Here is a 14,463-nt window from a genome sequence, read left to right as displayed (position 1 = left end):
GCCTTGGCGATAGACTCGGTCGATCAATGACCGGGCTGTTCGGTCGCCGGCATCCCGGCGCACAGGTGGGCGAGGAGGTGGAATCGATGGAGTACCGCATCGATGACCTCGCGCGCGCCGCGGGCACCACCACCCGCAATGTGCGCGCCTACCAGGAGCGCGGCCTGCTGCCCCCGCCCGTCGGCAAGGACGGCCGGGCCAGCATCTACGACAATTCGCACCTCGAGCGACTGCGGCTGATCGACGCGCTGCTGCAACGCGGTTTCACCACCGCGCACATCGGCGACTTCATCACCAGCTGGGAGACCGGCAAGGACCTCACCGAGGTGCTCGGCTTGCAGCACGCGGTCACCGCGTCGTGGGCGAAGGACGAAACCTTCGAGGTGCCGCGCGAGCTGATCGGCACCATCCTCGGCGCGGAGGCCGACGAGCTGGTCGACCGGCTGCGCGAGATGAACCTGGTCCGGTTGGAAGGTGACACCGTGGTGTTCACCGAGACCCAGCTGCTCACCTCGTTCGCCGAACTGCACGAGTACGGCCTGGAGTTGCGCACCCTCATCGAGATCTACGCCGAGGTCGCCGCCCGGATCGACGACATCACCCACATCATGATCACCGCCGCCAAGCAGCACATCATCGATGAGCACGGCGCGGGCTGGCTCCCCGAGACCAGCAGCGAAATCGCCGACACCACAACGATGTTGAGCAAGATGCGCGAGCTGGCCGTCGCCTCGGTGCACTCGACGCTGGCCCGCTCGCTCGACGTCACCCTGCGCCGGGAACTCGGCGACTACCTCGCCACCGCCGCCGAACGCGAACGCGCCAAGACGGATTCGCGCCCGGACACCCCGTCCTGACGGTTCAGACCTGGACCGAGTCGTGCTTTCCGGCGAAATCCAGCAAACGCGAGATCACCTGATCCGGAATCGCCCACAGCATGTCGTGCCCGACGCCGGGATATGTCTCGATATCGGCCGCGGGAAAATGCCGTCGCACGTTATCCGCCGCGGCCTCGGGATCATGGATGACCGACTCGGCTCCGTAGAGGGCCAGCACCGGTGCGGTGATCGCGGCCAGCCGTTCGTCGGTGAGCGGGCGCGGCCACGGCAGCGCCATCCGGAACTTCACGCCCGCCAGAATCATCTCCCATTCTTCCTCGGTGAACTGAATTCTCGGCTGGAGCCAAGCATTGAGCTTCTGCATCTTCTCCCGAGTGGGGCGGAAGCCCGCGGCGATGAACTTCCGCAGCACCCGCCAGGGCGGCCTGCCGAAGATGGCCGGAGTCGGCTCCAGCAGGCTCAGACTCGCCAGCCGATCGGAATGCTGGGCAGCGATAACAGCTGCCAGCCACGCGCCGAGCGAGTAGCCCGCGAGGTGGACGCGATCCGCACCGAGTCCGTCGATTACCTCGCCGGCCCAGCGGGCGATATCGGTCTCGTCGCGCATCGGCGCGGTCTGCACGCAGCGGCCCGCCCAGCCCATGACATCGGTGGTGTACACTATGCGGTCGCGGGCCAGGTCCTCGATGAACGGGCCCCACACCAAGCCGTTGCCCGACATACCCGGCAGTAGCAGCAACGGGACACCATCTCCGAACCCCGACCGACGCACTCGTGTTGTCCCGAACGATGTTTCGATGTCGAGCTCTGTCGACGGCACCGGCCACCGGGCCGCCATCGCGTCGTAGCTTCGCAGGTAGGTGGCCTGCGCCTCGTCGCTGGTGAACCGTCCGATCTTCGGCATGATCGCCCCTCCCGTGTTGGTGATATCAACGTACCATATAAATGGTACGGACATACCACCAAAAAGGATTCACACTCGCGACCGACGAGCGAAAAGCACTGCGGCGCAGGCATAGCCGACCACAGCGAGTCCTACGGACCACAGCACCGCGAGTGCTGCGCTGCTGTGCCATTCACCGCCGATGAGCAAGCCACGGAGCGTGTCGATCACCGGAGTCGCGGGCTGATACTCGGCGAAGCCGCGCAACCAGGACGGCATGGTGGCGGTCGGCACGAAGGCGCTGCTGACGTAGGGGATGAACATGATGGCGTAGGTGAATCCGCCTGCGGCCTCCGGGTTTTGCGCGAGCAGGCCCAGCGCGACCGCGATCCAGGTGATCGCGTGCACGAAGAGGACGATCACCGCGAGCGCGCCGAGCCACCCGAAAAACCCTGCGTGCGAACGGAAGCCGAGGGCCACCCCGACCACGAGCACCACGGCGACAGCGAGCATGTTGCGCACGACCCCCTCCCCCACATGCCCGGCCAGCAGTGCCTGCCGAAAGATCGGCAAGGTCCGGAATCGGTCCACCGCGCCGGTGCGTAGATCGGTCGCCACCGCCGTGGCAGTTATCGAGGCGCCGAATCCCGTGCACAGCAGGATGATTCCGGGAATCACATAGTCGATGTAGGGCTCGTCCACCTGTATCGCGCCACCGAACACGTACACGAACAACAGCATGATCAGCAGCGGCAACAACAGCGAGATCAGCAGCGTGTCTCGGCTACGCAGCGTATGCCGCACCGCGCGCCGGAACATGACGGCGCAATCCGCGCAAGCGAGCGCCGGTCCGCTCATCCCGCCCCGCCGGCGGTCAGCCTGCTCACCCGGCCGTAGCCTCGACGATGTCGGCGGTGCGCGGCGTCGCGTCCGCGTGCGATTGCAGCTCTCCGGCAAGGTTTTTCGCCCGCTGCGCGGTCCCCTGGTCCAGCAGTGTGCGCACTCCTGCTTCCAGCCGCTCCCGGTCGAGTTTGCGGAAGCTCAGATGCGCACCGACACCGAGCCGTTCGACCTGCGCGCCCCACATCGGCTGGTCGAACGACACCGAACAGACCAGCGTCGGCAGCCCGGCGCGCAGGCTCTCGAAGGTGGTGCCGATGCCGCCGTGGTGCACGGCGGCGGCACACACCGGGAAGACGATGTCGTGCGCGACCGGGCCGACCACCTTGACCTGCTTGCCGGTTTCGGCGTCGGCGGCGGCCAGATCGCTCCAGCCCGCACTCACCAAACCGCGGATACCCAGCCGTTCGCACACCTCCTCGACGATGGCGAGCACGGCGTGCGTGTCCCGGATCGGCATGCTGCCGAAACCGAAGTACACCGGCGGATCACCCTCCGCGATCCAGGCGATCACCTCCCCGTGATCGGCGGCCAGCTCGCCGAGCGCCTCCCTGGCGGTCCGCTCCAGCGGCAGGAAGCCGACGAGCGGCCTGCGCTCGCCCCACTCCTCGGCCAGGCCGGGCACCAGGGCACGGTCGTAGATCTGCACCTCGGGCACGCCCGCACGCGCGAGCATGTCGGCCGGCGCGGCGGTGGTGCGCGGCAGGCCGAGTTCCTTGCGCAGCTGGTTGAGGTAGCGCATGAAGACGACGCGGCGCAGGTTCTCGGCGAGCAACCAGGTGGCGCGGTTCACCACGGCGGGCGGGTGCCAGGCCGGCGGCAGCGAACCGGGGAACGGATACGCGGAGTTCTTCCGGCACGGAAAGCCGTGCAGCGAGACCATCGGCACCCGCATCGCCTCGGCGACCGACGCGGCCCGGTCCTCGGTGAGCATCGTCGCCACGATCACGTCCGCGCCCGCGCAGACGTCGATCACCTCGCGGTTCATCTGCTCGGCGTAGTCGGCCATCTGCTTGCCGACCAGCTGCATCAGCCGGAAGCTGCTGCCCGCGGCCAGCGCCTGCTGGCCCTCGTCGGACGAGTAGAGCTGCTGCACGTCCGGTCCGCAGCTGACGGCGGCCAGGCCGGTGCGGGTGGCGAAGTCGACGAGGTTCGGCGGCGCGCCGACCAGGACGTCGTGGCCGCGCCTGCGCAGCTCCAGCCCGAGCGCCACCGCGGGTTGCACGTCGCCGCGGGTGCCCGTCAACGGAATCGCCACTCTCATGCCAGCTCCTGTACCCGGCGGGCCATCGCCCGCGCTTGTCGCGACTCGTCGTTTTTCCAGCATCCCGCGCGGCGCACATGTCCGTACCGTGGTCCCATGCACGTCGCGCTGTTCACGGACTTCCATCCCGCGACTCTCGGCGGGATCCAGACCTCGGTACATGCCCAGCGTCGCGGGCTCGAGCGGCTCGGCCACCGCGTCACCGTGTTCACCGCGCCCACGCCGGAATCTACCGAACCGGACCCGGACCTGGTGGTCCTTTCCGCACTCGGGGGCGTCGTGGTGAACGGTTTCGCCATGGTGCTGCCGACGCCGGCGAACAATCGGGCCATCGACGCGGCGTTCGCCGAGCGCGGCCCGATCGACGTCGTGCACACCCAGACCACCTACGGCGTCGCCATCGCCGGGCTGCGCGCGGCCCGGCGACACGGCCTGCCCGTGGTGCACACCGTGCACAGCCGCGACGACGTCTTCATCGCCAACACCTCGCCGGTCCCGTACCTGTCCGCGCTCACCATGCGGGCGTTGCACGGCCGCTTCGTCTCCCATCGGGGGCGTTTGCCGCGCAACGACGAATCCCGGGCGGCGCGGCATGCCTGGCGCACCATGGTCGCTCAGGCCCAGGCCGCCGATCGGGTGATCGTGCCGACCGAGCATTTTGCCGAGCGCATCCTGGCGCATGGACTGGCCCGGCCGATTCGGGTGATCTCCAACGGCATCGATGACGAGCTGCTCGACGCCGCACAGACTTCGGTGCCGGAGTCCGGCCCGGTACGGACCGGGTCATTGCGAATCCTGTGGTGCGCCAGACTTTCCGGGGAGAAACGGCTGCTCGAGGCGATCGAGGCGGTGCGGCTGGTCGAGAACTGCGAGTTCGATATCTATGGCACCGGCGAGCTGTGGGAGCGTGCGCGGGCGGCGATCGACGCGGGCGGGCTGAGCGACCGGGTGCGGCTGCACGGTGCGGTCAGTCAGGCGCAGTGCCTGGCCGCAATGGCGACGCACGACGTATTGCTTTTTCCCTCTTCGGGTTTCGATACGCAGGGCATGGCCTTGCTGGAGGCGGTGGCCATGCGGCTGCCGGTGGTCTACTGCGATCCGGATCTGGCCGAGACGGTGCCCGACGGCGGCGGTGTCGGTACCCGCAACCCGTCGGTGGCCGCGATCGCCGACGCGCTGTGCGAACTCGCCGACGACCCGGAACAATTGGCGCCGATGCGCAAGATCCTCGCCGATCACGCCGACTCCGCGCGGCAATCGCGCCTCACCGAGGCGATTGTCGCGATATACGCCGATCTGGTCGGAGGTGCGAAACAAACCATGCCGCAGCCTGTTCCGAATGTACCCACCGCGCCGGGGCGACTACCCCTACTCGGTCACAGTGTGGTCGCGCTGCGTGACGGACTGAAGTTCGTGACGTCGCTGGCCGAGATCGCCCCGATCGTCCGGATCTATCTGGGCCCGCGACCGGCCTACGTGCTCACCACCCCGGACCTCATCCGTGCGGTGGGTTTCGGCGAGGCGGGCGAGTTCCATCGCGAGGAGCTGCGCGACGCGATCCAGGAGGTCATTCGCGGCGCGTCCAATGTGCTCAGCGGCAAACCACACGAACTGCGCCGCCGGATGATCGCCCCCGCGCTGCGGCAGCGCCGGTTGACCGAATACGCGGTAGTCGCCGCCGATCTCGCGAATGCATGGTCGGCCTCGCTACCCCCCGGACAGCCGTTGAACCTGGTGGACGAGGCCCACCGCCTCGTCCTGGACACGATCTCCTCGACCCTGTTCACCGCAGAGTTCGGTGCGGACGCGAAACGCGAAGTCCAGCAGAACATCCCGTGGCTACTTGGCCAGGTGATCCAGCGCGCCGCGTTGCCGCCGCCGGTGCGCCGCCGGCGCGTCATCGCCAATCGCCGGTTCACCGCCAAGTCCCGTCGGCTGCGTGCGGAGATCGGCGCCGTGGTCGCCGAATATCGCCGCGCCGACCGCGATTTCCACGATGTGCTCTCCGCGCTGGTCCGGCACATCGACCCGGAGACCGGTACGCGCCTGTCGGACGAGGAGATCATCGACGAGCTGCTGCTCATGCTCGCCGCCGGCGTCGGCTCGACCGCCTCGATCCTGGGCTGGGTGTGGCACGAGATCATGCGCAATCCGGAGATCACCGCCGAATTACGCCGCGAGCTCGATGATTTCGTCGGCGCGGGCCCGGTCACCCCCGACCATGTCGCGGAACTGCCGTATCTGCGGCTGGTCATCCTGGAGACGCTGCGGTTCTGGGGCCCGTGGGTCAGCACGCACACCGCGGACGGACCGGTCACGCTGGGCGATACCACGCTGCCCGACGGCGCCATGGTGGTGTTCAGCCCGTACATGATTCACCACAACCCGCACTACTACCCCAGCCCGGAAACCTTCGACCCGGACCGCTGGTTCCCCGGTCGCGTCGAGGAGATCGACAAGAAAGCGATCCTGCCGTTCGGCGTCGGCAGCAGGCACTGCCCGGGCAACAACTTCGCCCTGATGACCATCACCCTCGCCACCGCCGCCCTCTTCGCCCGCTGGCAGCCGGTCGCCGACCCGGGCTATCAGGTGAAACCATCGAACCGTGATTTCGTCGCCGCGCCATCGCGGTTGCCGGTGGTCCTGCATACCCGGCCGTGAACCCCGCGCAGCGCGTCGAAGGCCGATGAGTTCCGCGCGGCCGTATCGTCACGCACGACTTCGACCTCACACCGAGACCGCGATGGCGCTCGCCACGGTGGAACCGCGCGGCGCGACCCGCTGGCGATTCTGACCACGCCGACCGCGTCGATGGGTGGCCGCCGGTCCGGCCCATGACGAGCGACAGGCCCGTACGCTGCTTGGTGGCATAGTGCGGACCGTCGAGCGGATGGAGACTCCCATGGCACGCGACCACCCGAGAATGCCACCGCCAGTGCTGGTTCGGGCTGTCGAGCTGGTGCGCAACGGTTTGTCCGTCGCCTATCGCAAGCTGGTGCCGGGGCAGCTGGCGGTGATGGAACTGCTGGCCGCCGGATGGTTGACGCAGGCGATCCACGCCGCCGCCGAACTCGGCATCGCCGATGCGCTGGCGGACGGGCCACGCAGCGGCGCGGAGCTGGCCGAGGCCGTCGGAGCCGATGAGGACGCGCTGCATCGATTGCTGCGATTGCTCATCAGCCACGGCATTTTCACCAGGCGCCGGGACGGTAGGTACGCCCTCACCTCGATGGCCAAGGCGCTGCAACGGGACACCGGCGTCACGCTGCGCGACGCCGCCCTATTCTTCGGTTCGCCGATCCACCGGGACAATTGGTCGCATCTGGTCGACGCGGTCCGCACCGGCAAGCCGGTCGGCGAAGCGCTGCACGGCATGTCGTTCTTCGAGCACGCACGGGTCGATCGTGAGCTCGGCACGCTGTTCGACAACGCGATGACCAGCATCGGCAGCTTAGCGCTCACCCCCTTGCTCGCGGCCTACGACTTCGGCACCTTCGACACCCTGGTCGATGTCGGCGGCGGCGAGGGCGCGCTGATCACCGAAATCCTGCGTCGCGCACCACGATCCACGGGCATCCTCTTCGACCTGCCGGAGGTGCTGGAGTCGGCGCCGAGCCGGCTGGCCGAGCTCGGACTGACCGACCGCTGCGCGATCGAGGCCGGCTCCTTCTTCGACGCCGTACCGCAGGGTGGCGACGCCTACCTGCTCAAGCACATCCTGCACGACTGGGCTGAGGAGGACGCGGGACGGATCCTCACGACGGTTCGCGCGGCGATGAAACCCGATGCCCGCCTGCTGATCATCGAGCTCGTCGTCCCCGAGCACACTCGCCCGCATCCCGGCAAGTTCATCGATCTCGAGATGCTGGTGAATACCGGCGGGCGCGAACGGACCGCCGACGAGTACCGGGTGTTCCTGGCGCGCTTCGGTTTCAAGCTGACGCGCGTGATCCCGACGGTGTCACCGGACAACATTCTCGAGGCCGAACCCGCCTAAGGCGCCAGTGCCGCCGCGATGACCGTCGTCACGACCTTGCTGACGGCTTCGGCGGTCGGCGGTGTGCCGGTCCGGTCGGCGAACAGCAGATGCCCCGCCCCGATCAGCGTGGGCGCCAACACTTCCACGTCGGCCTCGGCCACGACGCGGCCATGTTCGCGCTCGGCGTCGAGGTAGTCGGCGATCATCGCGGTCGCCTCCGCCAGCAGCGGAACGCCTGTCGGCCTGGACTGACGCAACCTGGCGCGTAACTCGTCCCGGAAGGTGACGAGGCTGACGATCGACACGGCGACCGTCCCGAACAGCTGGGTCAACGCGCCGCTGAGATTGCCGACGACGGTGCCGGTTCCCGCGGCTTCGCGCAGCGCGACCGCCTGCTGGTCGATCCGCGCGATGCGATCCAGCACGAGCTCGGCCAGAAAGGCGTCGAAGTCGGTGAAGTGCCGGTGCAGCACCCCCTTGGCGCAGCTTGCCTCGGTGGTGACCGCCCTGCTGGTCAGCGCGCTCGGCCCGTCCCGCAGCAGGATGCGCTCGGCGGCGTCGAACAACTGGTCGCGTACGTCGCGCATGGCCACTCCGGTTGGCACTGTGTACTTCTCCCTTGTCGTCCAGCCCGAAACAGTTGAAGAGTGGGCATGTGCCCACTTATAGTGGGCACATGCCCACCTTACCGTCGCCAACACCCCCGGAGTCCCATCAGGCCCGCGAGATTGCCGAGTCGTTCGGCGTGGACACCGACCGCTACGACCGGTCCCGGCCCCGCTATCCCGACGCGCTGGTGCAAACGATCGTCGCCGCGAGCCCGGGACGCGAATTCCTCGACGTCGGGGTCGGCACCGGCATCGTCGCCCGGCAATGCCGGGCCGCCGGTTGTACCGTGCTCGGCGTCGAACCCGACGAACGGATGGCCGAATTCGCGCGCCGCCACGGCACCGAGGTCGAAGTGGCCACCTTCGAGGCCTGGGACCCCGCCGGGCGAACCTTCGACACCGTCGTCTCCGGGCAGGCGTGGCACTGGGTGGACCCCGTCGCCGGCGCGGCCAAGGCGGCCGAGGTGCTACGGCCGGGCGGCCGGCTTGCCTTGTTCTGGAACGTAAGTCAGCCACCGCCCGAACTCGCGGAGACCTTCGCCGAGGTCTACCGCGGTGCGGTCCCCGACTCCCCGTTCTCGCGCATGCCCGCGACATCTCCCGTCGCGATGTACGCGGCGATGTGCGACAAAGCGGCCGACGGCATTCGCGAGTCCGGCGCCTTCGGCGAGCCGCAGCGGCAGCAATTCGACTGGCAGCAGCGGTACACCCGTGAAGAGTGGCTGGATTTCTCAGCGACCACCGGCGCCACCACCCGTCTCCCCCAGTCCGTGCTGGACGAGGTACTGGCCGGCCTCGGTGCCGCCGTCGACGCGGTGGGCGGCAGCTTCCTCGTGCAGTACACGGCCATCATGGTCACCGCGGCGCGGATCGCCACCTGACGACCCGTCGGTCCATCGACCGAAGTTCTAGGTATCCGAAACGAAAGCGCGGGTGGTGATGCCGAGTGCGCTGCTCGTCACGCAGGAGGCGCGCATCGGCCGACCGACCGCGGACGGCTCGGAATCGGTGCCGGAGTAGGGACCGAAGGCCGGGCCGTCCGGGCTCGAAGCGGCACTGATACCGAGGCATTCGACCTGCAACACGGAGGATCCGTACCCCTCGTGGCAGCGGGCGATGGCATCGGTCACCCCTCGATCGATGAAGCAGGCGCCAGGGTCGGCGGCCGCGGCGTTCGCATTGCCGATCACCAGGCCGCAGGTGAGCACGAGTAGGCAGCCGACCCCGATGGTTCGACGTAACAGGGTTCGTACGACTCGGCCTCGCTTACGCTCGCTCACATAGATCCCTTCCTCACGAGTGTGCACAATCGTCCCGGTACCGGCCCGGTCGCCGCATCAGCGTGAAGCGTCCCCCGGCGCTATTCCACCAGACCCGAGGCGCATTCGCGCGGGACACGACGGTCACCTCGGCCACCGTTTCCCGCATCAAGGCAAGGTCAGGGCCTGGCCGATCAGGGTGAGGTAGAGCGCGAGGATGAAGACGACGGCGGGCAGCGGCGGATAGTCGGCGCGGTCACCACGCAGGAACTTCAGTGCGCCGAAGGCCGGTATCAGCAGCAGCGGGACGGGGAGCCAGGCGAGCAGCGACGAGTATTGCCACGGGCGGATGAGAGCGATATCGCACAGCACCGCCGCGACCGCACAGAGCAGCGACGCCGCGGTGCTTCCCTTGGCGCCCAGGGCATTCGAGTACAGCAGCTCTTCGGGGCGGCGTTCCCGCGAGGTCTTCCTGGCGAACTCGAACTGCAGGAAGGCACCGGCGAACACACCGGCGACCGCCGCGGCCTGCCACTGTGCGCGCACCTCACCGGTGTCGATTGCCGAGACCACCACGTAGCCGGTGACGAGTAGCTGCACGGGATAGGTGACGAACAGATTCACCATGATGTTGGTGCGCACTCTCGCAAACAGCCACTCCAGTCCCCACAGGATCAGCCCGTAAGCCATTGCGACAGCGATCATTACGGCCGAACCCACCGACAGCGCCAGACTGCCCGCGACGGCTCCGAGAGCGATGAGCCCCATCGCCACTCGAAGTTCGACCGCACTCACCGCGCCGGTCACCAGCGGGCGGCCCGGGTTGTGCACGCGGTCGTATTCGAGGTCCTTCTGCTCATCGACCATGCGCAGATACAGCAGCACGAACGCGACGACCACTATCCGGACCAGCGTGGCCCCGGTCGGTCGCCAGGTTGATTCCGGCTGTGTCACAAGCGAAGCCGTACCTTCGAGTGCCAGCACCCACAGCACGCCGTACAGCAGATAGTGCGGCTTGTACATCACCGCGGTGAACCGGGCGATCCGCGCGGCGGACGCCAGTGGGTTCATCACTGCCACCGATCCCACCTGGTCACCTCGGCCGCCGGTGTGCGCCGCCCCGGCCCGTCACTACCGGGCAGCAGGTGCGCGACCGGGACCATGGCCACCTGGGTCACCTCGTCGAACGGGATACCCAGCAGGTCGGCGACCTCGCGTTCGTAGGCCAGATGCGCCGTCGTCAGGCAGGATCCGAGCCCGCGCTCACGCAGCGCGAGCATGAAGTTCCACACCGCGGGATAGATCGAGCCGTAGAAGCTCGCCGAGCGCAGTGGCGGCGCGGACTCCGGCAGCCTGCCGAGGGAGCAGACGAGCACCAACGCGGGCACCTCGGACAGATGCTCCGCCAGGTACCGTCCGGAGGCGAGATCGCCGAGTTGATCCGGTCGCGGTGTGCGTCCGGACAGGTTGGCCGCGAAGCCTTTTCGGTAGTACTCCGCAATCTGCTGCTTGGTTTCCGGGTCCTGCACGACGAGGAAACGCCATGGCTGCCGATTGCTGCCACTCGGTGCCTGGATCGCGATATCCAGGCACTCCAGCAGATCTCGACGCTCGACCGGCCGGGTGAGATCGAGGCGACGGCGAAACGAGCGGGTCGTGGTGAGTAGTTCGGTGCTCATCAGCGCTCGGCCGCAGGCAGTTCGGCGTCGAAACCCAGTTCGTCGTCGGCGAATTCGAGATCGACCTCGGCCGCGACCGCATCGCACTGCCGGATCTCACAGTGGATCACCGTGCGGTCGGCCTGCTGTCCGGTGATCTCCGCAACGCATTCCGCCGGACGGTCCAGCTCTACGAATCGCTCGAAAGCGCTGCCGACGCACTGCAATCGGGGTGCCCGGTGCAGCACCATGGCCAGCGCGGTCTGCCTGCACGCCTCGATCAAAAGACTCCCCGGCGCATGATCGAGTTGGTGGTCGAACAGAAACGGATGGCCGAGATCGGGCACCAGCGTCGCGCGGGCGGTGGTGCCCGACACCTCTGGTGCGGCGATCACGACATTGCGCCAGTTCTCCCGCCCGACCTCGGCCGCGACCGCGCGATCGGCCAGCGCTGAGGCACCCAGATAAGCACCGAGACCAAGGCTTTTCCGGAAGGCCGCACGAAGCGAGGTCCACTGTCGCGACGTCATCCAGGAGAACGAACCGTCGACGGTCATCATCGGCTCCGCGCCGCAATCGATTTCGAGCACCATGTCCAGACCCTGCACCCGCTCACCCCGCAGGTGCCGGCGCGGCACCCGCACCCGCATCACGAGATCGGCTGGTGCGGTACCGATTTCCCACGCCGGGGTGTCGGCGCCGGTGCCGTTGAAGGTGCGCACGATGAACGCCATATCGGCAGGGACGCCGTAGAACTCGTGAGTCAGCGCGATCGCCGCCTGCCTGGCGGCCTCCATCACCAGCAGCGGGTCGTGCCGCAGCGCCAGCGATCCGAGGTGGTCGCTGTAATAGGCGTGCATCCTCGGTAATTGGGCGCCGACCACGAACTCGTCCTCGGCCACGGTGTCGAGCGAGGTGACGAACACCTCGGACACGGCGCACCGGTGCGCCAGCTCGCGCGAGATCGTGCGTAGATGAGTCGCTGTCTTCACCGTTTCCACGTTTGCCGTCACGGTTGTTCCTCCAGCCAATCTTTCGCGGATACCGGGCGCAGCGTTTGCGGCTGCGTGCCGACCCGCATCGGGAGTACATAGGACCCGAGCACGATTACCGACCACGGATCGAGTTCCCGGCCGTCGGCCCACGCGGCATACAGCAGTTGCGCGCAGTCCGGGTCGGCCTCGACGTCGAATCCGTGTGCGACCGGGGCACCAGCCGCTTCGAGGTCACGCAGAATCCGCTCCACCGCGACCGCACGGTCGAAGCTGCGAGCGGGTGTCCACGCGTAGAGGTCGTTCGCGATCGCGAGGGCCTCGGCCGAGCGGTCGATACCCGCCCCCGCCTCCGCGATCACCGCCGCCCGGCGCTGCTCGTCCAGGTAGATGGCGAGCTCCCGCAGCACATCGGCGGGATCGTCGGGCGAATGCACCAGATTCAACAGGTAGCTGTGCCGGCCGAGCAGATGGCGCAGTTCGCCCGGCTGACGTTTACGCGGGTCGGTCGGGCCCTTGGCCGCCGTGAGGCGCACGGGGACCGGCAGTTCCGCGTCCGCGCCGCGCACGACGAGCACCAGCACGTCGGAGATGCCGACGAGCAGGTCGGCCAGGCGTCGGCGTTCGGGTGAGGCGATGTTCCAGGCGAAATACCACAGCGCGCGAGCGAAATGCCGGTCGACCGCGACCCGGAAGGCAGAGACGACTCGGAAGTCATTGTCCGCCAGCCACTTCAGTGTCGGCTCGACGGCTCGGGCGACAATGGCGTCCGGCTTCAACAGCAGCATCGAGTGTGCCGTGGCGAACTTCGCGGCATCGACACCGAGGCGGTCGAGCTGGTCCACGGTCTCCTGCACATAAGTGTCGCCGACATAGGCCGCCACCTTTTCCCGCTGCGGCGTCAGCGCGGCGAGCAGCTCACCCAGCGGGGCCGTCACCGGTCCGCTCCGCCGAAGTCGTTGCCCGCCAGCACTTCTTCGATCGACGGCAGCGGCACGCCGAGGTATCCGGATTCCAGGCAGTAGTCCAGCAGCACCCGCAGATACTCCTTTCCGGTCGACGGCGACGATCTGCCGAGCAGCACCTCGGCGTTCGACGTGCCGAAGGCCAGCCGACGCTCGAAGTAACTGGTGTACAGCGAGCCGATGCGCCGGTAGTACTCGCGCTCGATGGCGCCGAGATCGTCTTCGTGGAAGGTCGTCGCGGGCACGAAGGTCGCGACCTCGAACGACGGGTATTCGGCGAACACGTCGGATACCTCGCGCAGCGACAGCGTGTCCCGGCCGAGCGCGTGAAAGGTGCGGCCGGTCGCCGAGTCGAAATCCAGTACGGCCGCGGCGATCACCTCGGCGACGTGGTCCACCGGCGCGAGCGCGAGCGTCGCGTCGTACCGGCCGGGCAGCGAGCGCAGTTTGCCCTCGACCATGAGCTTGACCACGGTGTAGAGGTTCTTGTACTCGCGGATCACGCCGGTGCCGCTCGCGCCGGTCACGATGCCGGGCCGCACGATCGCCCAGCGCAGGCCTTGCTCGCCCGCCGCACGCACCAGCTGCTCGGCGCGGAACTTGCTCTGCTCGTAGCCGTTTCCGAAGGACGGGCCCGCGTCGAGTTCGTCCTCGGCGATGGTGCCGCCGCGCCGTCCGCACACGTAGGCCGTGCTGACGTGCACCAGCGGGACATCCCAGGCCTGGGCGAGTGCGATCGCGTTGGCCGTGCCCTGGACATTGAGTTCGTCGTAGTCCTGTGCGGTGGCATCGAACGCCGTAGTGGCGGCGCAGTGCACGATCATGCCGACGCGTTCGCACAGATCTGCTGAATCGCGTTTGGACAGCCCGAATCCGGGGCTGCGGATGTCGCCCGCGACCGGGCTACCCGCGCCGAGCACGGTGCCGTCGTTACGGACGATGCACGAATTGCTGTGCAGCACAGCCGCGACCGGTCGGCTCGCGGCGGCCAGCCGGGCCACCACCTCCGCACCGACGAGGCCTGTTGCGCCGGTGACCAATACGGTGTCGCGCCCGCTCATACCGCTGCCTCGCCGACGCTCGGGGTGGTCATGCGCGAGAGTGCGCCGTGCCGCT

Annotated in this window: 14 protein-coding genes; 4 read left to right on the top strand and 10 right to left on the bottom strand. The window is 68.0% G+C overall.

The window, feature by feature from the left end; all coding sequences use genetic code 11:
* Nucleotides 1–26: 26 nt before the first annotated feature.
* Nucleotides 27–857 carry a MerR family transcriptional regulator gene (locus tag DBO33_RS10295; RefSeq protein ID WP_234390768.1) on the top strand — a complete coding sequence of 277 codons (831 nt, stop codon included), beginning with the start codon at nt 27–29 and terminating at the stop codon, nt 855–857.
* Nucleotides 858–861: 4 nt separating this feature from the next.
* Here DBO33_RS10295 and DBO33_RS10290 read toward each other — a convergent pair whose 3' ends face one another.
* From DBO33_RS10290 to DBO33_RS10280, 3 genes are all read right to left on the bottom strand, one after another.
* The gene (locus DBO33_RS10290) at nt 862–1,743 is read right to left on the bottom strand and encodes an alpha/beta fold hydrolase (protein ID WP_159080194.1); all 882 of its coding nucleotides are present in this window, start codon (nt 1,741–1,743) and stop codon (nt 862–864) included.
* A gap of 69 nt (nt 1,744–1,812) precedes the next feature.
* The gene (locus DBO33_RS10285) at nt 1,813–2,580 is read right to left on the bottom strand and encodes an ABC transporter permease (RefSeq protein ID WP_234390767.1); all 768 of its coding nucleotides are present in this window, start codon (nt 2,578–2,580) and stop codon (nt 1,813–1,815) included.
* Between the two features lie 25 nt (nt 2,581–2,605).
* Nucleotides 2,606–3,886, bottom strand: a complete 1,281-nt coding sequence (locus DBO33_RS10280; RefSeq protein ID WP_107654819.1) for a glycosyltransferase — start codon at nt 3,884–3,886, stop codon at nt 2,606–2,608.
* A 96-nt stretch (nt 3,887–3,982) separates the two neighbouring features.
* Between DBO33_RS10280 and DBO33_RS10275 the strand changes: the two genes are divergently transcribed.
* The gene (locus DBO33_RS10275) at nt 3,983–6,547 is read left to right on the top strand and encodes a cytochrome P450 (protein ID WP_107654818.1); all 2,565 of its coding nucleotides are present in this window, start codon (nt 3,983–3,985) and stop codon (nt 6,545–6,547) included.
* A gap of 241 nt (nt 6,548–6,788) precedes the next feature.
* Complete coding sequence (locus DBO33_RS10270; protein ID WP_199856574.1) at nt 6,789–7,883, top strand: methyltransferase; 1,095 nt, start codon at nt 6,789–6,791, stop codon at nt 7,881–7,883.
* Here the strand turns inward: DBO33_RS10270 and DBO33_RS10265 are convergent.
* A complete protein-coding gene (locus tag DBO33_RS10265) occupies nt 7,880–8,470 on the bottom strand; it encodes a TetR/AcrR family transcriptional regulator (protein ID WP_107654816.1) in 591 nt (196 codons plus the stop codon). The genes DBO33_RS10270 and DBO33_RS10265 overlap by 4 nt on opposite strands.
* Before the next feature lie 71 nt (nt 8,471–8,541).
* On the opposite strand from DBO33_RS10265, the gene DBO33_RS10260 reads away from it, so the two are divergent.
* Nucleotides 8,542–9,354 carry a class I SAM-dependent methyltransferase gene (locus DBO33_RS10260; protein ID WP_107654815.1) on the top strand — a complete coding sequence of 271 codons (813 nt, stop codon included), beginning with the start codon at nt 8,542–8,544 and terminating at the stop codon, nt 9,352–9,354.
* 27 nt (nt 9,355–9,381) lie between these two features.
* Here the strand turns inward: DBO33_RS10260 and DBO33_RS10255 are convergent, their stop codons facing one another.
* The 6 genes from DBO33_RS10255 to DBO33_RS10230 all read right to left on the bottom strand — a co-directional run bounded on the left by DBO33_RS10255 (nt 9,382) and on the right by DBO33_RS10230 (nt 14,408).
* Entirely contained in the window at nt 9,382–9,753 is a 372-nt protein-coding gene (locus tag DBO33_RS10255) for a hypothetical protein (RefSeq protein WP_159080193.1), read from the bottom strand.
* A 147-nt stretch (nt 9,754–9,900) separates the two neighbouring features.
* Nucleotides 9,901–10,803 (bottom strand): UbiA prenyltransferase family protein, encoded by a 903-nt coding sequence (locus DBO33_RS10250; RefSeq protein WP_107654813.1) that lies wholly within the window; start codon nt 10,801–10,803, stop codon nt 9,901–9,903.
* Nucleotides 10,803–11,411, bottom strand: a complete 609-nt coding sequence (locus tag DBO33_RS10245; protein WP_107654812.1) for a nitroreductase family protein — start codon at nt 11,409–11,411, stop codon at nt 10,803–10,805. Before DBO33_RS10245 ends, DBO33_RS10250 begins: the two co-directional genes overlap by 1 nt.
* Nucleotides 11,411–12,382 (bottom strand): ScbA/BarX family gamma-butyrolactone biosynthesis protein, encoded by a 972-nt coding sequence (locus DBO33_RS10240; protein WP_234390766.1) that lies wholly within the window; start codon nt 12,380–12,382, stop codon nt 11,411–11,413. The genes DBO33_RS10245 and DBO33_RS10240 overlap by 1 nt, the downstream gene beginning before the upstream one ends.
* A 17-nt stretch (nt 12,383–12,399) precedes the next feature.
* On the bottom strand, nt 12,400–13,320 hold the full coding sequence (locus tag DBO33_RS10235; RefSeq protein WP_107654811.1) for a nucleoside-diphosphate kinase: 921 nt from the start codon (nt 13,318–13,320) through the stop codon (nt 12,400–12,402).
* A complete protein-coding gene (locus tag DBO33_RS10230; protein ID WP_107654810.1) occupies nt 13,317–14,408 on the bottom strand; it encodes an SDR family oxidoreductase in 1,092 nt (363 codons plus the stop codon). The genes DBO33_RS10235 and DBO33_RS10230 overlap by 4 nt, the downstream gene beginning before the upstream one ends.
* Nucleotides 14,409–14,463: the final 55 nt, after the last annotated feature.

Source organism: Nocardia suismassiliense, from assembly GCF_900269665.1.
GTDB lineage: Bacteria > Actinomycetota > Actinomycetes > Mycobacteriales > Mycobacteriaceae > Nocardia > Nocardia suismassiliense.
Note: the sequence above shows the minus strand (reverse complement) of the source record. Positions and strands in the feature narration are given on the sequence as shown.